At 51.3% G+C, this 20085-nt stretch carries 20 protein-coding genes; 3 read left to right on the forward strand and 17 right to left on the reverse strand.

All coding sequences use genetic code 11. The annotated features are described in order from the left end of the window. Positions 1–13 precede the first annotated feature (13 nt). Positions 14–892: a hypothetical protein gene (locus NST37_RS21100; RefSeq protein WP_122958203.1), complete on the forward strand. Its 879-nt coding sequence runs from the start codon at positions 14–16 to the stop codon at positions 890–892. Positions 893–991: 99 nt separating this feature from the next. Here the strand turns inward: NST37_RS21100 and NST37_RS21105 are convergent, their stop codons facing one another. From NST37_RS21105 to coxB, 10 genes are all read right to left on the reverse strand, one after another. Next, complete coding sequence (locus NST37_RS21105; protein ID WP_003391752.1) at positions 992–1912, reverse strand: heme A synthase; 921 nt, start codon at positions 1910–1912, stop codon at positions 992–994. Between the two features lie 177 nt (positions 1913–2089). Further along, a complete protein-coding gene (gene cyoE, locus NST37_RS21110; protein WP_172920671.1) occupies positions 2090–3031 on the reverse strand; it encodes a heme o synthase in 942 nt (313 codons plus the stop codon). A 145-nt stretch (positions 3032–3176) separates the two neighbouring features. Next, the gene (locus NST37_RS21115; protein ID WP_003391757.1) at positions 3177–3635 is read right to left on the reverse strand and encodes a DUF420 domain-containing protein; all 459 of its coding nucleotides are present in this window, start codon (positions 3633–3635) and stop codon (positions 3177–3179) included. Between the two features lie 41 nt (positions 3636–3676). Further along, positions 3677–4576, reverse strand: a complete 900-nt coding sequence (locus NST37_RS21120) for a cytochrome c oxidase assembly protein (RefSeq protein ID WP_051567352.1) — start codon at positions 4574–4576, stop codon at positions 3677–3679. 262 nt (positions 4577–4838) lie between these two features. Beyond that, entirely contained in the window at positions 4839–6506 is a 1668-nt protein-coding gene (locus tag NST37_RS21125) for a DUF4179 domain-containing protein (RefSeq protein WP_339185769.1), read from the reverse strand. A gap of 13 nt (positions 6507–6519) precedes the next feature. Further along, a complete protein-coding gene (locus NST37_RS21130; protein WP_122958205.1) occupies positions 6520–7059 on the reverse strand; it encodes a sigma-70 family RNA polymerase sigma factor in 540 nt (179 codons plus the stop codon). Positions 7060–7319: 260 nt separating this feature from the next. Then, positions 7320–7634: a cytochrome C oxidase subunit IV family protein gene (locus tag NST37_RS21135; protein ID WP_003391766.1), complete on the reverse strand. Its 315-nt coding sequence runs from the start codon at positions 7632–7634 to the stop codon at positions 7320–7322. A gap of 4 nt (positions 7635–7638) precedes the next feature. Then, positions 7639–8265, reverse strand: a complete 627-nt coding sequence (locus NST37_RS21140; RefSeq protein ID WP_003391767.1) for a cytochrome c oxidase subunit 3 — start codon at positions 8263–8265, stop codon at positions 7639–7641. Continuing rightward, positions 8265–10109 carry a cytochrome c oxidase subunit I gene (ctaD, locus tag NST37_RS21145; protein ID WP_003391768.1) on the reverse strand — a complete coding sequence of 615 codons (1845 nt, stop codon included), beginning with the start codon at positions 10107–10109 and terminating at the stop codon, positions 8265–8267. The genes NST37_RS21140 and ctaD overlap by 1 nt, the downstream gene beginning before the upstream one ends. A 53-nt stretch (positions 10110–10162) precedes the next feature. Beyond that, positions 10163–11194, reverse strand: coding sequence for a cytochrome c oxidase subunit II (coxB, locus tag NST37_RS21150; protein ID WP_172920669.1), 1032 nt, complete (start codon positions 11192–11194; stop codon positions 10163–10165). A 340-nt stretch (positions 11195–11534) separates the two neighbouring features. On the opposite strand from coxB, the gene NST37_RS21155 reads away from it, so the two are divergent. After that, a complete protein-coding gene (locus tag NST37_RS21155) occupies positions 11535–12404 on the forward strand; it encodes an SDR family oxidoreductase (protein ID WP_081924230.1) in 870 nt (289 codons plus the stop codon). On the opposite strand, the gene NST37_RS21160 is transcribed toward NST37_RS21155, so the two are convergent. The 6 genes from NST37_RS21160 to NST37_RS21185 all read right to left on the reverse strand — a co-directional run bounded on the left by NST37_RS21160 (position 12399) and on the right by NST37_RS21185 (position 17899). Further along, the gene (locus NST37_RS21160) at positions 12399–13340 is read right to left on the reverse strand and encodes a multidrug resistance efflux transporter family protein (protein ID WP_003391774.1); all 942 of its coding nucleotides are present in this window, start codon (positions 13338–13340) and stop codon (positions 12399–12401) included. The genes NST37_RS21155 and NST37_RS21160 overlap by 6 nt on opposite strands. A 119-nt stretch (positions 13341–13459) precedes the next feature. Next, positions 13460–13810 (reverse strand): DUF2512 family protein, encoded by a 351-nt coding sequence (locus NST37_RS21165; RefSeq protein WP_003391775.1) that lies wholly within the window; start codon positions 13808–13810, stop codon positions 13460–13462. Between the two features lie 142 nt (positions 13811–13952). Then, a complete protein-coding gene (locus tag NST37_RS21170; RefSeq protein ID WP_003391777.1) occupies positions 13953–15410 on the reverse strand; it encodes an MDR family MFS transporter in 1458 nt (485 codons plus the stop codon). A gap of 166 nt (positions 15411–15576) precedes the next feature. After that, positions 15577–16326, reverse strand: coding sequence for a SurA N-terminal domain-containing protein (locus NST37_RS21175; protein ID WP_081924232.1), 750 nt, complete (start codon positions 16324–16326; stop codon positions 15577–15579). A 110-nt stretch (positions 16327–16436) separates the two neighbouring features. Continuing rightward, positions 16437–16841 carry a hypothetical protein gene (locus tag NST37_RS21180; RefSeq protein ID WP_003391780.1) on the reverse strand — a complete coding sequence of 135 codons (405 nt, stop codon included), beginning with the start codon at positions 16839–16841 and terminating at the stop codon, positions 16437–16439. A gap of 194 nt (positions 16842–17035) precedes the next feature. Then, the gene (locus NST37_RS21185) at positions 17036–17899 is read right to left on the reverse strand and encodes a patatin family protein (protein ID WP_003391782.1); all 864 of its coding nucleotides are present in this window, start codon (positions 17897–17899) and stop codon (positions 17036–17038) included. Between the two features lie 326 nt (positions 17900–18225). Between NST37_RS21185 and NST37_RS21190 the strand changes: the two genes are divergently transcribed. After that, positions 18226–19083 (forward strand): DegV family protein, encoded by an 858-nt coding sequence (locus NST37_RS21190; RefSeq protein ID WP_003391784.1) that lies wholly within the window; start codon positions 18226–18228, stop codon positions 19081–19083. Between the two features lie 159 nt (positions 19084–19242). Here NST37_RS21190 and NST37_RS21195 read toward each other — a convergent pair whose 3' ends face one another. Further along, on the reverse strand, positions 19243–20004 hold the full coding sequence (locus NST37_RS21195) for a class I SAM-dependent methyltransferase (protein ID WP_172920668.1): 762 nt from the start codon (positions 20002–20004) through the stop codon (positions 19243–19245). Positions 20005–20085 lie beyond the last annotated feature (81 nt).

The raw sequence follows: 20085 nt of genomic DNA on the forward strand, positions 1-20085 counted from the left end.
GTTAACCAAACGCGTGAAACCTGCCAACCTGTTCGTCGCTGTCCCTGCCCTCTTGCTGGCGTTTTCGGTTTCTGTCTCTGCCGATGCTGCGTCATCTCCGCCCGGCAACAATCAAGCCGGTACAGCTGCTTTGGCTGATACAGCTTCTGCGGTAGTTCCGGCCAAAGCAGCTCCTGTCGAAGCTCCGGCCAAAGCTTCACCTAAAACTCCATCAGTAAAGGCTGCCTCTTCTGCAAAGGGTGAAATCCGGCAGGTACAGGCATGGATCAATGCCGAAGCGAAGAGGAAAATAGCGGACGATCGACTGGAAGACTTCAGCTATCGCTGGATTCAACTGGATGACGACCCGGAGCTCGAGCTTGTGGCAAAAATAAATGACAGTGTGCGGCTGGGCCACTTCTATGTACTCGACCGCCGCCCCAACGGCACCTATGCGCTCTTGACCGAGCAGCCGTGGAATGTCCCGCATTTGGACCTGGAGCGTTGGGACTACAATCATTTTGACAATCCCAATTGGTCAACCATCCCTTCAGGTGAAGAAGGCAAGGTAGGGGGAAAACGGCTGTTTGAAACGCTTAACAAATCCGGGGGCACCGGCATAAGCGTCTACTACGCCCATCTGTGGTATATCGAGAACGGAAAGTTTGTGGAGGCTTGGGAAGGGACAATGCTGGAAACGGGCTCCGTACCCGGAGGCCAGTCATTCCAGACGATCGGCCAATATCAAATTGTCCAGACGGGCCCTGTTCCTCTGCTTTACTACTGGAAAACGATGCGTGAGCTGGACCCTGATAGCGGAAAGCCCCTTTCTTCTTCCTCTGTGCAGACAGAAGTTCACGTCTTTCCGTTTGAAAACGGCCGCTTTACATCTGCTGCTGCCGCAAAGAACTGACCAGCGGATTTCAGCCCGCTCAAAGCCCGGCATCTTTGCTGCTCCATAAAAAAGCCGCCTCTCCGGCGATCCCGGGAAAGGCGGCTTTCTGCTTGCTTGCTATTGTTGCTGTCTTTTTGTCCCCTTCTCCGGTGCCTTCAACGATTGCAGGCACATATAGCACATCGTTCCGAAGAGACATGTAATGACGGCAGAGTGAAAAATCGTCGAGTACAGCGTCAGGCGGGACAAGACAACCCAGCCGCCGCTCAGCACCTGAATGACCACGAGCACAAATGACAAGATGCCCGCACCGTACAAGTCACGCCGCGTCTCTTTGAAGTGGCGCAAAACATAAACCAGCACGGCGGCCAGTAGAATCGCCAACACAATCGCGGCTACACGGTGCATAAAATGAATCCCTGTTTGTCCCGACAGCTCCGGTATGAGCTTGCCCTGGCAAAGCGGCCAATCGCTGCAGCCCAGATTGGAGCCGGTGTGACGCACATACGCGCCCAAATAAACGACACCATATGCGTAAATGGTCACAATCCATATGGCCCATCGAAACCCCTTGGAAACCGTTCCCCGGACCAGCTTTTCCACCTTGTTCCGCTGCAGAACGAAGATGCTCAACAGCAAAACCCCGCTAAAGGCCAGAAGTGAAAACCCAAAGTGCAAGGCCATTACGGCAGAGGACTGCGGCCAAATAACCGCGGATGCTCCCAGGAAAGACTCCAGGATCAAGAAAAACATGCTGAACATCACAAGTCCGCGAACTTCCCGATTCCGCGGGTATCTCCGCCATGCCAGGATGGAAAAAATCCCGACGATGATACCGGTCATTCCGGTGACGAAGCGGTGCATATACTCGATCATTGATTCCAACGTGTATTCGGGTACCCATCTTCCGTTACAGAGTGGCCAGTCATTGCCACAGCCCAAACCCGAATCAGTCTTGGTCACCAGTGATCCACCGATCATGACCATGAAGGTAATAATGGTGGATGCAATGGCAAACCATTTCAGCCATTTGTCCATAATTGTTACACCTGACTTCGAGAGAGAACTGTTCAAAAAGAGGGGTATTTCAGCTTTTTGAACAACCTCCATATTTTATCGTACAAAATGCTCATGTTGCGTATCCTCACTATCACGATAATAAAACATCCCCTGCCGTGCAAGGGATGTTCCGTTCCATTTTGTGATCGTTACGTGTCAAAAGTTGTCCAGCATCGTGCTCACAACAATTGCAGCGCAGAAAACAGTGAGGTACAGGATGGAATAGCCAAACAGCTTTCTCGCCCAGGGCAGTTCATCTTCCTCTTTAAGCTGGAAGCCCTTGAACAACAGCACCAAATAAATGATGCCCATGACAGCCATGACACCCAGATACAGATACCCGACACTGCTGTAGAAAAAGAGCAGCAGCGAAGCGGGAATGAGTACGGCACCCCAGATAAACATCTGACGTTTCGTCTCGGCAAACCCCTTTACGACGGGCAGCATCGGAATGCCCCCTGCCCGATATTCCTCCGTTTTGAGCATCGCCAAAGCGAGGAAATGCGGCGGCTGCCACAAGAACAAGATCAAAAACAGAAGCCATGCAGCCGGGTCCATATTGTTGGTGACAGCTACCCAGCCGATCACTGGCGGAACAGCGCCGGAAATGCCGCCGATAACTGTATTCAGCGTGGTTACCCGCTTGAGCGGCGTATAAATCAGCACATAAAAGATATGGCCGATTAATCCCCATACGGCTGCCAATGGATTGACGAAATAGGCCAGAACAACAAGTCCAACAAGCAGCAAACCAATTCCGATCAACAATGCCTTCAGCGGGGAGATGCGGCCGGAAGCGATCGCCCGGTCTTGGGTGCGCTTCATTTTTTTATCCAGATCGCGGTCGTAATAGTTGTTCAGTGTTGCACCAGACATGATCACCAGGGCGGTTCCGATCATCGTCCAAATAGCCAGAACCCAGTTCGGGTATCCATACGATGCCAGCCACAGACCCGCAAATGCGGTCATCAGGTTGGACATCGTAATGCCCGGCTTTGTCAGCTGCACATAATCTTGCAATGTGGCCCTTCTTGCCGGTTGGGACTGCGCCGCAGGATCGGTGTCGATCGACTCCTGCATCGTCACTTGCTGGTCCACGTTTTGTACCTCCTGTCTGCTAAAAATCCCTTACACGCCAGACCACCACTTCACAAGGAAGTGGCAGTTTATCACGCAATCTATTCCCTCATCATCATTGCAAGACTTTTCGTACCGTAAAATCATTGTATGATCAGCTCTTCGATTACCAGCCGAAAATGACATCCAGGACTCCCGTCGTCTCGCCGCCTGGGTAGATCAGGTAGAGAAGAGTGTAAACAGTCACGCCTGTGATGGCAGAGGCAAACCAGATGACAGACGTCCACGGACCGATTTTCTTATGCTTGTCGTACTTTCTTTTAAATCCGTAATAAAGCGTGACCAGTCCCATCACTCCCCCTATCGTTGCCAGGATGATATGGAAGATGAGGAAAATCTGATAGAAAATACGAATGTTGTCCGGACCGCCGAACAAAGTATTCCCCAGCAGAGCGGTACGGGATACATACGTAATAAAGAAGATCGTCGCACAGATGGCCGCCCACTTCATCGTCTTGATGTGTTTTTCTGTCTGGCGGCTGCGAATGAAATACCAGCCAAAAGCTACGAGAATCCCGCTAATGGCAATGAAGGACGTACTTATCGTAGGCAGTAAAATGTGCATATCTACACCTCGTATCGCAACTTTCTCTTTCTATCAATACCTTATGCTCTGCCCTGATCGGTCGCAGGCTTCAGCACACCGATATTTTGGGCTGCAGGCTGCTGATCCATCGGCAAGTCGTCCTGCTTTTCGTCCTTGCGCCATTTATAAAAAATGTAGGCCAAAACAGAGCCGTAGACCATTTCCTGAACCAGCTTCATGATGATGCCTCCGGTCCGTTGGTCAACAAAGGCGGTATACCCTTCGAACAACTGTGGCGCATTCATGTAATGCTGATAAATCGGCTCTCCGGCAAAGATAATCAACGCACATGCCGGTGTGATCAAAATCCCGTTGGCAAACAAATACGCCATTTTTTTCAGGCCCGCGAGCTGCTCCGGTTGGCCTGGCAGCGGATTTACGATCGGCCACCACATACAGAAAGCCGTACAGAACAGGAAAGCGTGGAAAGCATTCATCGCATCGTGATTCAGAGAAGCGGTATCAAGAATGAACGGAACGTGGTAGAAAGACAGCAAAGCGTTGAAAACGACAGCCGCCACGATCGGTTTTGTGAAGATTCGCAGCAAGGCGTACATTCTCTTGTTGCTGAAAATCGCCGTCCACAGCCATCCCGGAATTCCTACCATCAAAAGCGGAGGCAATACAAAGAACAGGAGGGACATTTGAAGCATGTGCATGCTGAACAGGTAATGGTGTCCCACGTAGTTGATCGGACTGCCTGCACCCGCATAAAAAAACAGCATGGCCAAAACAAACAGCACCTTCTGTTTTGCCGTTGCCGGTTTTGAATCCGCAAAACGGTGACGCAGCGGCCCTGTTAGTGCAAAGTAAAGGATCGTCAGCAAAATGGTAATCAAAATGACAGTCGGGCTCCACATATCAGAAAACGAACCAATCCCGCCATCAACGGGAGTTCCATGTTGGTGATGATCATGCATCGGATTTTTCAATCCTCCTTTCATATTAGAAAGGGTGCCCTCTATACAATCTTCATTATACCGTTAATTCAGCCCGACTTCCTCTCCTAAAAATGAACAATATGTTGACAAACGAATATGGAAAAATCCCCTCCATGCCAACAGGAAGGAAGATGCAATTTCCTGTCTGCATAAAGGGGATCTGCAATCAAATTTTGGCTGACTCATCGCTTTCTGTCAAACATTTGCCCGTGCCTGTCGTGACTATGCCTGGCCGCCTCTCTTACTTTCCGGTCTGGATCGGGACCTCCCATTTTGCATCGTGATGCTCCGTATACTTTTTGTCGTAGGAGATGATCAGTTCCTTCGGCAGTTTTTTGACGCCCTTTAGGAGAAGTCCACCGTTAATATGAAGCTGTCCGTTTTCATACTTTCTTTCATCGTTGAGGAATGCGCCATCGTATTTCTTGCCGCTTTCATCCGTAATGACTCCGAATGTGGACAAGGGGTTCATCGGTGCCGTTCCGTTCCCAATCGTAGCCTCGACTCTGACGATGTAATGATCAGGTTCGTCGGCTTGGTTCTTTTCATGCTGAAATGTGTAGCGATTGCCTTGTTCCTCTACCGTAACCGGGGCTTTCTCAAGCTTCGCAAGGTCGAGCTTTGCCTGGAACGCTGCCGGCTCCTGTTTATAGACAGGGCCAAGCCTGAGAATCATGTTCTTCGTTTCGTCGATCGGTTGGAAGTAGTGGAAATCCCTTACGCTTTCCCCGATTTCCTCAGAAGGACGCCACTTGCTCCGTCTCGGATCGCTCATCAGATTTTTCCTTTCCCCGTCTTTTCCGTAAATAAAGCCAGGGGCCCAAGCTCCCAGAACAGAACCGTGTTCATCCACAAGCTCAAAGCTGTATTCCATCTCTTTTGTGTTCCGGTCAACGACCAGCTCGACACCGGTTGGCGCAAACGTAATCTGCTTGACGTCCAGCTTCAACCCTTGCGGAGTGGTATAGCTCTTGTTTACAGCATACGTTTTGGTCGCCGCTTTCGCTTTTTTGAGGTCCACCGGAACCTCCAGCTGCCAGTTTCCGTTTGTCTCGCCGATTTTTTTGATGTCGAATGCTACAATCAGCTCATCCGGAAGCCCTTTGCCGCCGTTCAGGCTGCTGAGATCGTGTACCAGCTCCATGTAAGGGCCATCTTCGTTCATGCCTTTACCCGTGCCTTTTCCCGTAAGCCCCCATTTCAAAGCTCCTTTTTCTGTCGAAGAATGCAAAACATTCCCTTGTTTATCCTTGATCGTGATTTGTCCTTCCTGATAAGCATCCCAGTGCGATTCCTTTTTATTGCTTTTATCCTTAATGGAAGTCAGAATGCATATGCGAAAGGGATCTGCTACTACCTCATGGACTGTCAGGGTAAACCCTTGGTCGGCAACACTTGCATTCGGTGTTTGGAGAAATCCTTTCTTGGCGGCTTCCTCAATGCCATCGTCACCCAGCCTGGTAAGCAGGCCGTTGCCCGCAACGCCCACAGGCTCCGCTTTGTTCGTCGGACTGCTGGCAAATACGCCGTTCACATAAGTAGAAAACGTCGGTGAATACATCATGCCGCCGGAAATGACTACTGCCAATGTCGCTGCGGCTATCGTTGTCTTTTTCATAATATCCAGACTCCTCTTTTTCCAAATAGGCAACTGCCTCGTATCGGCAGCCCGGTGCAGCATTTTCACTGGATGCGCGGGAAGGGCGCTAATGATCCTGCGGTCCAAATCCTCGGAAAGGGGTTCTTCCACGAGGGCCTTGCCCGCTTCCTCCAGCTCGTCGACCCATTGCTCCAACTGTCGTTGGCAGTGCTTGCAATGCTCGAAATGCTGCTCCAGCTTTCTTCTGTGTTCCGGAGATAGTTTGTCTTCCATGTAGTCGACCATGAGTTCTTGCGTCAGGCATTTCAAGTGGATTCCCTCCTTATTTTTCGCTTTTGCTCAGGCGGTCTCGAAGCTTTCTTCTCGCGTGGGAAAGGCGCATCCTCACCGTATCGACAGACAGCGACAATCTGCTGCTGATCTCCCTGTAGCTCAAAAATTGGAGATAGTGCATATCCAGCAGCGTCCCGTAGTCTTTATTCAGCGCCATGATTTGCTGCCGCAAAGCGACCCGTTGCTCTTTTTCCAAAAAAACTTCCTCCGGGATCGGAGATTCGTCCTTCAGTTCACTGCTCACCTCGGCTACACCAGGCATTCGTTTTCGCTTTCGCAATTCGTCAATGCCCCGGTTCATGGCGATTCGATAGAGCCAGGCCGAAAAGGAGTGTCCCGGTCGATAGTCGGGCAGACTGTAGTACGCCTTGATAAACACTTCCTGCACGATGTCCTCGACTTCATGGGAATGCCCCATCGCTTTTCGCAGAATCGAAGCGACTTTTCCCTTATACCTGTTGACGATCAGAGCATAAGCTTCTTTGTTTCCTTGAAGTACCTCCGCAATGATCTCCCGATCGTCCTGCATGTTTTTACCTCCTCGCAAAAAGGTTGCTGCGCAGCCGTACCTTTTTGGTTGTACACTACTATAGACGAAAAAGGGAGCTGCCCCCTCTCATAAAAAATTTTAAAGTAGGGAAATTTGTTCATGATACAAAAAAAATTCATGTCACCTTTTGACATGAACAAGCTATTGACGGAGTATAACAGAGCCGTTTTCAAGAAGACTCTTTTTCTCCACAGAATCAAAAAAAGAAGCAGACGAAATTTCGTCTGCCTCTTCTCTTTTTACCACCAAACCCAGAATACGAACACGATAATCGCGATCAGGATAAAGGTCAATCCGGCGAAAATCGAAATTCGTGCAAACTCGTGTCCCTTTTGGTCCATGTGCATCCAGAAGAACAACTGGAACAGCGCCTGGACAAATGCGAGACCGACGATAAACGGAACCGTAAATCCGACCGGAATCGCTTCAAAAGCTACAGCGGCAAATGCCAGTGCGGTCAAGACGAGAGATGCAATAAACGCAATGACATGCTTTTTCGCACCATCGTGCTTTACCTTGGGCTTACGCGGTTCATCATGTACATGTGCTCCCATCGTCTTATCCCACCTTTCCACCGATCATACCCATGAGATATACCACGGTAAAGATGAATACCCACACGACGTCAATGAAGTGCCAGTACAGGCTGGCTACGTAAAACTTCGGAGCCGTTACCACTGTCAGACCTTTTTTCACGGTCTGCAGTTGAACGGTCAAGATCCAGAGAATCCCGAATGCCACGTGAGCTCCGTGGAATCCGACCAGCGTATAGAAGGCCGATCCAAATGCGCCGGAAGTCATTTTATGTCCCATGTGGACGTAGTGCATAAACTCGTAAATCTCCAAAGCCAGGAAGCCGAGGCCAAGGATAACCGTGACAGTCATCCAGGCTTGCATTTTTTTCAGGTCTTTCTTGTGCAAGGCCAGAACCGCAAACACGCTGGTAAGCGAACTGGTCAAAAGGAGCAAGGTAGCCAACGCCACAAGCGGCATATCGAACAGCTGCTGGGAGGTTGGCCCGCCATTTGTCTGGTCGCGCAGCGCGATAAACGTCGCAAACAGCGAACCGAACAGGACGGTCTCTCCACCAAGGAAGAGCCAGAAGCCGAGAATCTTGTTCTTGCCTTCAAGGGTGGCTTTTTCCGGTTCATCAGGCAGAACCGCATTTACGTGATGGGTCGCCATTACGCCTTAACCCCCTTTTCTTCGATTTCATCTGGTTCGATATGGTAGCCAGGGTCGTCTTTCAAAGAACGCATCAGCATGCATCCGAACGTAATTACCATACCAATTCCGACTACAACGTAATTGTGGTACATGAAACCGTAACCTGCGATGAACAGGCCCAGAGACATGATGAACGGCAGGAAGGAGCCATTCGGCATATGAATCGAACCAAGCGGTTCTGCGTAAGTCATGCCTTTGTTGCCAGCCATTTTTTCTACCCACAGGGCATCCAGACCGCGAACAAGCGGAGTTTGCGCAAAGTTGTACTCCGGCGGCGGAGAAGGAATCGACCATTCCAGCGTACGGCCATCCCACGGATCCGCAGGCGCGCGCTTGGAGCTCTTCGCAGAAACGTATGCATTGACAAGGAAGAGAATCGTACCGATCGTCATTCCGAAAACACCGATGGTACTGATAAAGTTGCCCAGTTCCAGACCTTGGCCAGCCAGGTACGTAAATACGCGACGCGGCATACCCATCAGTCCGAGGAAGTGCTGCGGGAAGAAGGTCAGGTGGAACCCGATAAAGAAGGTCCAGAAGTTCCATTTCCCGAGCGTTTCATTCAGCATTTTGCCGAACATTTTTGGCCACCAGTAGTAAAGACCGGCGAACAGACCGAATACGAGACCACCAACGATTACGTAGTGGAAGTGAGCAACTACGAAGTAGCTGTCATGGTATTGGTAGTCAGCAGGCGGAACCGCGAGCATAACCCCTGTCATACCACCAATTGTAAAGGTCGGGATAAAACCAACAGCAAACAGGTTTGCGGTAGGGAAGCGAATTTGCCCGCCCCACATCGTCAAGAGCCAGTTGAAGATCTTGATACCGGTCGGAACGGCAATCAGCATCGTTGCCAGACCGAACAAGGTGTTGGCGATCGGACCCATACCAGTCGTAAACATGTGGTGCGCCCACACCATGAAGCCAAGGAAACCAATCAGTGCTGTCGCAAATACCATGGAGCTGTAACCAAACAGGCGCTTTCTGGAGAAGGTACTTACTACCTCGGAAATGATACCGAAGGCAGGAAGAATCAGAATGTACACTTCGGGGTGACCGAAGATCCAGAACAGATGCTGCCAGATAACAACGTTACCACCTGCATCAGGGTTGAAGAACGCTGCCCCGAACAGACGGTCGAACATCAGAAGTACAAGGCCGACGGTAATCGCCGGGAAAGCAAACAGGATCAATCCGGATGTCACGAAGGACGCCCAGGTGAACAGCGGCATGCGCATGAAGGTCATGCCCGGTGCACGCATGTTGATGATGGTTACCAGGAAGTTGATACCACCGATCAGGGTACCCAGACCTGCGATCTGCAGACCGAGTACGTAGAAGTCGATCCCGAATCCACTATATTGATTCAAAGCAAGAGTTGCGTAGGACGTCCAACCGGCATCCGGCGCGCCGCCGAGGAACCAGCTTGTATTGATAAGGACGCCCCCGAAGAAGAAGAGCCAGAAACCGAGTGCGTTCACAAACGGGAACGCAACGTCCCTCGCACCGATCTGAAGAGGTACGATCGCGTTCATCAGTGCAAAGATCACCGGCATCGCTGCCAGGAAGATCATCGTAGTTCCGTGCATGGTGATCAGTTCGTTAAACGTCTTCGCACCGACCACTTGGAGCTCTGGATACATTAATTGCAAGCGAATAAGCAGGGCTTCAAGACCGCCGGCCAAGAAGAAGATCCCACCGGCGATCAGGTACAGAATGCCGATTTTCTTATGGTCCACGGTAGTGAGCCAATCAGCGATTCCCGACCGCTTGGGTGCATGAGAAGCATGTGCAGACACGGTTTTACCTCCTTTTTAGCGTCACTGCCTCATGACGATTCCATTCATTAACTTTATCTTTTTATTTCCTGTACTTTGAGCGTAGACATGTACTCAACCAGCGAATTGATTTGCTCTTCGCTCAGGTTCAGATTTGGCATGTTGTTGCCCGGCTTTTCTTTTTGCGGATCTCTCAGCCATTTGGCCAAGTGTTCAGCATCGTTAGGCATGATACCGGCTACGCGTTGGCGATCGGCGAAGTTTGTCAGGTTCGGCCCCAGTTTTCCGCCTTTGCCTGCGACAGCGTGACAGCCCAAGCAGCTCTTTTCGAAGATTTGTTGTCCTTGGACAGCGTTTGCAGAAGCTGGCGCTGCAGGTTCTGCAGATTGAACGCCCTTCATTTTTTCTGCCCAGGCAGCAAATTCGTCTTGTTCCAGGACGTCAACCTTGAAGTCCATCAATGCGTGAGACGCTCCACAGAGCTCTGCGCATTTTCCGTAGAAGACACCGGTTCTGTCAGCTTGCAGCCACATTTTGTTTTCCAGTCCCGGGTTGGTGTCGATCTTTCCGCCGAGTGCAGGGATCCAGAATGCGTGCATAACGTCAGCAGATGTCAAAGTGAACTGGACTTTTTGATTGACAGGCAATACCAGGTCTTGCGCTGTAGATACGCCAAGGTCCGGATACTCGAATTCCCACCAGAACTGGTGAGCGGTTACACGAACTTGAAGCGCTTCATCTTTGTTGTATTCTTTACCAAGAGTAAATCCTGTAGTAACAGTTGGTACCGCCATTACGATGAGCAGCAGGAACGGAATGACCGTCCAAATGATCTCCAGGGTATGGCTGCCTTCCACTTGTTTGGGAATGCCTTCCTGTCCTGGACGCTTGCGGTAACGAATAAGTACGTAGGTGAGGATCAGCATAACGACGATAAAGACCCCGATCATGATGGAAGCCGACAGCTTCATCAAGTCGAATTGCATGGCTGCAACCGGCCCCTGCGGCTGAAGTGCAGAGAGCTCTCTCATGCCGCAACCGGAGAGCGTCAGCGCCAGCAACCCAAACAGGAAAAGCTGACGCCATGATTGTTGCCAACTCTTCATACCAATGAACCCCTCTTTCTTTCATGTTGATTACGCCCTGTCGTATGTACGGCGGGAGCGTATATTTCGTACTCCTCCGCTGCCAATAAATAGTCGGAGTTGCTACTTTCCTCCACTATGATAACCAATAGCGAAAAGGAATAGCAACATCGGTTTAAAGACATTTAAAGAAGGAGTAAGGGCCGCAGTAAAATACTACCTTTGCGATTAACTCTTTCAGTATACATAAATTTATCTGAATATCGGAGTCCATTTGTTATAATTCTGTTAACAAATTTATGAACATTTTCGTAAAGTTTACTACCAGCAGACGGATATTCAGGTAGTAGAAGGGAGAAATGTGATAGTTTTGGCTACCAACACATCCAAACGAATCGCTTTCCTTACAGGAAGTTCCAGCGGTTTTGGGCTGCACACCTCTGTCGCTCTCGCCAAAGCGGGCTTCTTCGTCATCGCCACGATGCGGGACATCTCAAAGCGTGAAGAGCTTGACAAGCTGGCTGCCCAAAATGGCGTAACCGACTGTCTGGAAGTCGTGCAAATGGACGTGACCCGGCCTGACGAAGTCATAGCTGCAGTCTCCGGCGTGCTCGCGCGTCATCAAAACATTGATTTGCTCGTGAACAACGCGGGCTTTGCCTGCGGCGGCTTTGTCGAAGAAATCGGGCTTGCCGCATGGCGGGAGCAATTTGAAGTCAACGTGTTCGGATTGATTTGCGTGACACAGGCCGTTTTGCCCCATATGCGCGAACGCCAATACGGCACGATCATCAACATAAGCAGCATCAGCGGGCGAATCGGCTTTCCCGGTTTGGCCGCCTATGCCGCTTCCAAGCATGCGGTGGAAGGCTTCAGCGAGTCGCTCCGTCTGGAGATGCTCCCGCATGGCATCAATGTCGTCCTGGTCGAGCCGGGCTCGTACAAGACAAGCATCTGGGAAAAGGGACTCGGAAATGCCCCCTCTCGCCCCGCTTCTCCCTACAGCAGGCAAATGGAGTCCCTGACAACTATGGTAACCAAAATAGCCGAGCGGGCCCCTGCCCCGGATGAAGTGGTAGAAGTAATCGTTCGCGCGGCTCTGGCTCCACGGCCTTCCTTCCGCTACCCTGTCGGGAGCGGGGTCAGGCTTTCCATCCTCGCCAAGCAGTGGCTTCCCTGGCGCTGGTTTGAGACGCTGGTGAATAAGCAGATGCGGCCGCCTCGTTCATGAGGCGGCTGATGGCGATTTCACCGGAGCGGAAGGCTGCTTTGGCAGATGAGAGACATAGCTGTGCAGGACCATGCCGATCATGACGACGAGCATGCCCGTACCGGACCACAGCGAGGGCAGCGGGGCCGCGAGAATCGCGATTTCCAAAAGGACGGCAAAGACGACCTCCGCAGACTGGGTAGCTTCTACCGCGGCCAACTGAACCGGATTGCCCTTGACCAGATCTGTAGCCTGAAAGAACAGCACGGTCGCGATAATTCCCGATGTGATCGCGACGAGCAGCGACTGCGCCAATTGACCCATGCTGGGCATTCCCGCCGTCGTCACGCCAAAGCCTGCGAGGACCAGCCAAAACGGCAAGCTGGCAAGCGTCATTCCGAGAACGCGCTGATACGCGTCAATTCGCCCACTGGTCAAGGCCATCATTTTCCGGTTCCCGAGCGGATAGGCAAACGCTCCGATCACGACCGGCACGATCCCGTACAGCACCTCCGCCGCTCCCAGCATCTTCGCCTCGTGCAGCTGCATGATCGCCACTCCCGCCAAAATCAGGACAGACATGGCCAGCCCCTTGTACGGGATCCTCTGCCCGAAAAAGGGTACGAGCAGCGACCCGGCGATGATCGTGATTTGCCAGGTACCGGCGATCAGCCAGCCAGGACCGTATGCAGCGGCAAAGCTGAGCGGAGCATAAAACAAGCCAAACCCGACAAAACTCCAGAGCAGCCACTGCCACGGATGCTTCCGCATTTCCTGCCACAGCGGCCCAAGGTTGCCCCGGATGGCCACGATCAGCAGCAGAAACGGCACCATAAATAGATAACGCAGGGATGCGCTCCAGATCCAGCTTCCTCCGTCCAGCTCCATCGCTCTGTTTAATACAAATGTAAAAGCGAAGAAAAATGCAGCGACAATTCCAAGTACAATCGCCTTCAAATGTTGACTCCCTCTTTCCAGTTCCACTCTCTGAAGATTCTCAATTGTAAGCATATAACTCTGCGGTCTCGCTGTCAAAATCCCGAAAAAAATAGAGCACACCTTTTGAAAGATATGCCCTATGTCTTTTCTGCACGTCCGCTCTTGATCAGCGAGACGTGGTGAATGTATTCAACTGCACCAAACAGAATCGCAGTAAAACCGGCACCGATCAGCGTGATTCTCGCTCCCACCAAGAGGCCGCTGCTCAGCCAGACGACCAGAAAAGCCAAAATCATATCGGCTGCCGTACTCATCCACAGCGTCCCGCGCCGAAGCAGCAATAGCTCCAGCATATGTCCGGCAACGGCAAGCACCAGGCCGACGCCGATGGACTGGTAAAGGGTTGCATAGTCTACCTCGGGGAACAGCGCATCGGCCAGGACGACTACGAGCGGAGCAGTAATCAGCTTGACAAGCAATCCGTACACAGGCATGCTTCCTCCTTTTTCAGGTTTTCACAGTATGCCCGTATACAGAATCGCTTAGTCGAAGCAAAAACAGCCGTTTGTTGTGCCGTGGGATGTCATCGAGCCCCTCCCACGCGCCCTATGATTGGCTGGACCGCTTCAACTAGGCGGCTTCCTGCTCTCTTTCTCGCGGGTAAGCCAAGGTTACGATCAGGCTGACTGCCGCCAATGCGAGCAAAATGACGAAAATCTGGTGCAGCCCGCCGGCTACCAGCTCCCTCACTGTTTGCAACAGCTCCTGCGGCAGCAGGCTTGCTTCATGCGGATTCAGGATCTTGTTGACGTCGATGTTTTCCGCTCCGGGTGCGCTCTGTACATAAGAGTTCAGCAAGGTTCCAAACAGCGCAATCCCGAGGGTTTGTCCCAACGTGCGGATAAAGGAGTTCGTAGAAACGGCAACACCGCGCAAATTCCAGGACACACTCAGTACCGCTCCGGTAAAGGAAGTAAAAGCGAAGCCAAAGCCTAGGCCAAACAGGAACGTAATCCCGTACAGCATGACATGAGGTGTCGTCGGTTCAATCATGGACAGCCAGACGGTAGCGACAATCAAGACGCATACGCCAAAGAGCGATGTCGGCCGAATCCCGATCTTGGCCAGCAGACGCCCGCTCAGCGCAGCACCAATCGGCCAGCCAACGGACATCGGAATCAAAGTCAGCCCGGAACCGGTCGCACCCAATCCGTACACGCCCTGAATCCACAGCGGAAGATAAAACGAGACAGCCACCAGCACGGAAGCGAGAAGAAATCCGGCGAAGTTCACGATGCTCATTTTCCGAATCGTAAACAGCTGCAAGGGAAGCATCGGCTCCGGCGATCTTTTTTCCAAGTAGATAAACAGCAGGAGGCCCAAAGCCGAAAAGATCAGCAGACCGACGATCAGCGGCGAACTCCAGGGATGTTCAGTCCCGCCGCTCAACAACGCATACAGCAGCGCGGAAACGCTGATCGTAAAAACTGCTGCTCCGGCATAGTCGATGTGCTTGCGGACTTTCTCGATATTTTCATGCAGGTACAACCAAATCAAAACGATGGAGACAATGCCAAACGGGATATTCATGTAGAAAATCCAGTGCCAGGAAACATAGTCGACCAGAAGGCCTCCGGTCAACGGCCCCAGGATACCGGATATGCCCCAGATGCCGCTCATCCACCCTTGTACCTTTCCTCTTTCCTCAAACGGGTAAATATCGCCGACAATCGTATACGTAATCGTAATGATGGCACCCGCTCCCAGTCCCTGAAAGGCCCGGAACCAGATCAACTGCTCCATCGTCTGAGACAGGCCGGACAGCGCTGATCCGAGCAAAAACAGGATCGCCCCAATGTTGAACACAGGCTTGCGCCCAAACAAGTCGGCAAGCTTGCCGTATATGGGCGTCGTCACCGCCGAGGTGAGCAAATAGATCGAAACGACCCAACTGATCAAGTGAAAGCCGCCCAGGTCGCTGACGATCGTCGGCATCGCCGTACTGACGATCGTTCCCTCAATAGCGGCCAAAAAGGTCGCAATCATAACCGCAATCGTCACATTACGCTTATTTGTTACAGGTTTCATCCGTATTTCCTTCCCTCCACATAAGCCAGACAACATTCCGATCAAGGGTGTTGTGTATGCCGTTGTTGTTGCTTGAATTGCTTTATGGTACGGGCACTAGTAAAAAAAGTCAATAAAAAAACCTGCGCCGATTGCACTCGGCACAGGTTTACCTTCCCCAAACGGATCAATTACTTTTCGGTGCTTCCGTTTTTGGGGTTTCTGTTTTCTGCGTTTCCGTTTTCGGAGCTTCAGTTTTCGGAGCTTCCGTCTTCGGTTCTTCTTTTTTGGAAGCTTCCGTTTTCTGTTCCTCCGCTTTCGGCTCTTCCTTCTTCAAGGAGAGCGACGGATCGAGATATTGCACCCCAAACTTTTTCTCCAGGCCGTCCAGCCATTCGTCCATGTACTTTTTGCGTTTGGACGCATTCAACTCTTCAACGATCGTAGGACGCAACTGTTCCAAAGCAGGCGCGGGATCTCCGAAGTTGCTCTTGTATTTATTGTAGTAGTCTTGGATTTCTTCGTCCGTTACCGGATATGCTTTTGCGAATACCTTGTCCCTCAAAAGAAGTGTCCGCAGCGTACCGCGGAAGCTTGCTTCGGTGTAGCCCTGTCTTTTCAGCGTTTTTTGATAAACTTCCTCGGAGCCGATCTGCTCTTTCAGCTTGTTGATTTCCTGATCGACTTCGCTTTCCTGGACGGACACGCCGAGCTCCTTGGCTTCTTCCACCACCAGATTGCGGCTGACCAAAATGCCAAGCGTCTGTTTTCCGTAGCTTTCTTTCATATGCTCGTAGAGCTGCCCCTGCGTAATTTGAGATTTGCCCGTAGTTGCAATGACAGGATCATCAGCCGGCTTCAATGCAACGCCGACAATCACAAGAGCCAAAACCAGTATGGCTATGGTTAGCATGGATAAATCGAACTTCTTCATCATTGGTCCTCTCTTTCTTCTCTCATCCCTTGTGCCATTATAATAGACACAGAGTACGGAAGAAAGATGGAATCCTTTTTCCACAACCTTTCCACAATGCGAACCAGCACGGATTACATGAAGTATTTGGTGAAAAAAGAAGAGAGAACGGAGGCGATTACCGGTCCCAGGACGGCCCATACTCGTAAAAATCTCTCTTGTTTTCTTTTCTTGTCTCCTTCTATGAGCTGTGTGAGTTTTTCCATATCGCTTTTGTCATTGTCCAACATCTGCAAAATAATTTCCTTCTCTTTCGATCCCCGTTTTAGCTCAAGCTCTGTCTGCAATTTGGTTATCGCTTGCAAAAGTTCTGAGCGCGATTCTTCCATTTTTACCAATCGATGCTCAATCCGTTCCAGCCACTTGGTCGCTACCGTCATCTGAACTTCCAGCTTGTCGATCCGTTCTTCGAATTTGTCCAATCGTTGTGAAATCCGCAGTACATTCTCCTGTTGCGTCTTCTGATGCTCTGGCGTCAAGGTCCCACCCCCTCCGGACTCATACTACTTGTATATGCCGTCTCGCTTTCATTGCTTGTACCGCTGACCAGATTTTTCATTATTTCTATAAAAAATGTGCAACGGAGCGGAATGGAAAGAACACGTTATCCAGTACAAACGGACCTGGTCCAAACGGGCCTGGCACACTTCAAAATGGCAATAAAAAAAGCCCGCTATAGGCGGACTTTCTCCAGCCACTGATAGAGAGGGCGAAGCGACCTCTTCGCATCCTCGTAGCCGAGCGTGTACAGCTCCATCAAACGATTTCGGTTCCTCTCCACACGCCGGATGTTCATCGGTCTGCTCGGCGCTATGACAAAGGCCCGTTGTTCCTCACGGAGTTGCCGGATGCGGGCAAGCGTATCGTTGTAGCGCCGATGGTGATCGAAAACGACCCGCATCAGATGCTTGTAGCGGGGAAATAGCCGGTCTGTGGCCCACGCGAGATTGGCTGGCTGCCGGATGAATTCCTCCGTACCTGTCCGCACGATGATGTTCCGCTCGTTTCCATCCTCTATCGCCTTGCCGATCGGTATCGGATCTGCCAAGCCGCCATCGAGCATTTTCGCCCCTTGAACACAGACCGTTCCCGATAGCAGCGGGATGCTGCACGAAGCGCGAACCGCAAGGAGAAACAGCTCTTGATCGTGCTCGTCCTTGGAAAAGTAGATGCTCTCGCCTGTCTTAAAATCAGTCGCGGCGACAACCAATTTCTCCGGTGCTTGCGCAAGTCCCTGAAAGGAAGAGGTGAGAATCCGCCGGGGAAGCTCTTCAAAAATGAAGTCCATGCCGACCATGCAGCCATGCCGATACAGATTGCGCAGAGAGAAATGCCGCATGTCACACAGATGCTCGATAAACATGTATTTCCCCACTCCCTTTTCCCTTGCCACGTAAGCAAGGGCATTGCAAGCCCCTGCGGAAACAGCGATGATGTACGGAGCAATCAGCTCGTGCTCCAGAAAGCAGTCGAGAACCCCCGACGTATAGATTCCGCGCATGCCTCCTCCCTGGAGAACCAATCCGAAGCTGTCCATGTTTTCTCCCTCCTGTGAAACAAGCCTCGCATGAACATGTACGGATATAGTATCTGTGGGAACTGGAAGGTAATTCACCGATTTACACCTGAATTTGCCCGGCCCTGCCCCATTCGCTCGTTATTTTGCTTGTGGGCTTTTTCCTTTTTGGAGGCCCTCACTCTGTCGGTCAGTTGTGTACAATCTTCTATATCACGAGAATCGGTGAAAAACCCGGTTGGCTTGATTTACCAGGAACTTGTCAACGTTTTGGAATAATCTCTTCGTCCCCTGCGTTGGCGTTTCTAGTATGATAGGGCTAGTGAACGCAAAGGGGGCTTTCTTTTTTGAAACAGCGAATTGCCTGGATTACAGACAGCACGGCCGTTGTACCCGATGAATTGCGGGAGAAATACGACATCCACGTCGTTCCCTTGGACGTTATCTTTGAAGACGGCGCCTACGCGGACGGGATTCAATTATCTTCCAGCGAGCTGTATGAAAAAATCGACCACTCCAAAACCGTACCGAAAACATCGCAACCGGCAATCGGCAAATTTGTCGAGCTGTATGAGCAACTGGCGGAGGACTATGATTGCGCGATCGCCATTCACCTTTCCAGCCAATTGAGCGGCACGTACAATACAAGCAAATCAGCCGCTGCCATGAGCGAGTTTCCCGTCGAGTTCGTCGATTCCCAAATCGTCTCTTATCCGATCACCACCTTGCTGTTGAAAGGGATTTCGCTGGCGGAGCAAGGCATGGACTATCGGGAGATTGCCGCCACCCTGAGGGAAGAGGCGAGCAAAAACGAAAACTACATCGTGATCGGAAAGCTGTCACAGCTGCATAAAGGCGGGCGGTTGTCAAACGCTCAGTTGATCGTTGGCACGCTGCTTCAAATCAAGCCGATCTTTTGCATCAGGAACGGTGTTGTCGAATTGTTCGAAAAAGTTCGAACCGAAGGAAAAGCCTTCCGGCGAATCATGGATCAGCTTGACCTGGCCCGGGGAATCCACAAAATTTCCCAAGTGGAAATTTTGCACGGCAATGTCATGGACAAAGCGCTGGAATTAAAGGAAACGATCAAAAGCAAGTATCAGGATATCGAGGTGCTCGTGTATCCGCTCAGTCCGGTACTGGGCGTTCACGGCGGGCAAGGGACCATTGCTCTGACATGGACCAACGAGCCCAAGTCATCTTGAGCGAATGTCATCGATAAACGACGGCAGGCACGCATGAAAGCCGGAATGGGACTGGCAGCAGCAGGCTTGATTGAAAATCAAAGGGTAAACAGAAACAGGCACCGCTCTGATTTGAGCAGGTGCCTGCAATGTTTTGCCTATGCTTTGCTTCTCGCGTGATTACTGGCGGACTGCAGCGACCAGAAAACGATGGCTCGGGATGTCGATATATCCGTCTTTTTCCATCCGACAGTGCATCTCCCACAAGCCGTCCGCGTAGTTCTCCAGCGAAAAGTCTGGTATCTGCCACGGAACCGCACGGAGATAGTAGACTACCGCTCCTACATCGTAAAACCGGGTCGGCACCATCTCCTCGCGGCAATCCTCGATGGCAAAGCCCGCCTCTTTTAGCTGCTTGACTGCGTAGTCTGCATTCCAATGCAAGTATTCCTCTGGAATGGGCGCCCCGAGGAGCCGGTTGAGCAGCAGATCGTTTTCACCCCCGACCTGCTGCGTCAGAAAGGAAGCCCCTGTTTTTGCGATACGGAATACCTCGGCCGCATCAAAAGACTCGTGCCGATTGATAACCAGGTCAAAAAATTCATCTGCAAACGGCAGGGCGTCCTCCCCATCCGCTTCGACTACCGTAATGCCCAAAGGCTCCAGCCTGCCTTTGGCAACCGCCACATTGGGCTTGTAGCCTTCCGTAGCGTATGTTTGAGCGGGAAGCGGCTTTAGCATGGAGAGAAATTCGCCTCCCCCCGTGCCCATATCGAGCAGGCTGCCGATCTCCGGCAGCTTGCGCATGACGAGGCCGGTGTAATTCCAGGAAAGTGGCGCTTCCTTCAACCGTCCTGTTTTCCCGACGTAGGAAAAATCCCAGCCTTCAAACGGTACTTTGGCTTCTTCGAGCAACCAGTCAAACCATTTTTGTCGGTCCATTTTTTCCTCCTCTTTCCCCAAAAGAACTTCTATATCCAGGAGTTCAGCGCCAACGCACACTTTCATAATTAATGAATGTGA

The organism is Brevibacillus sp. FSL K6-6036 (assembly GCF_037964015.1).
In the GTDB taxonomy this organism is placed as follows: Bacteria; Bacillota; Bacilli; order Brevibacillales; family Brevibacillaceae; genus Brevibacillus; species Brevibacillus borstelensis.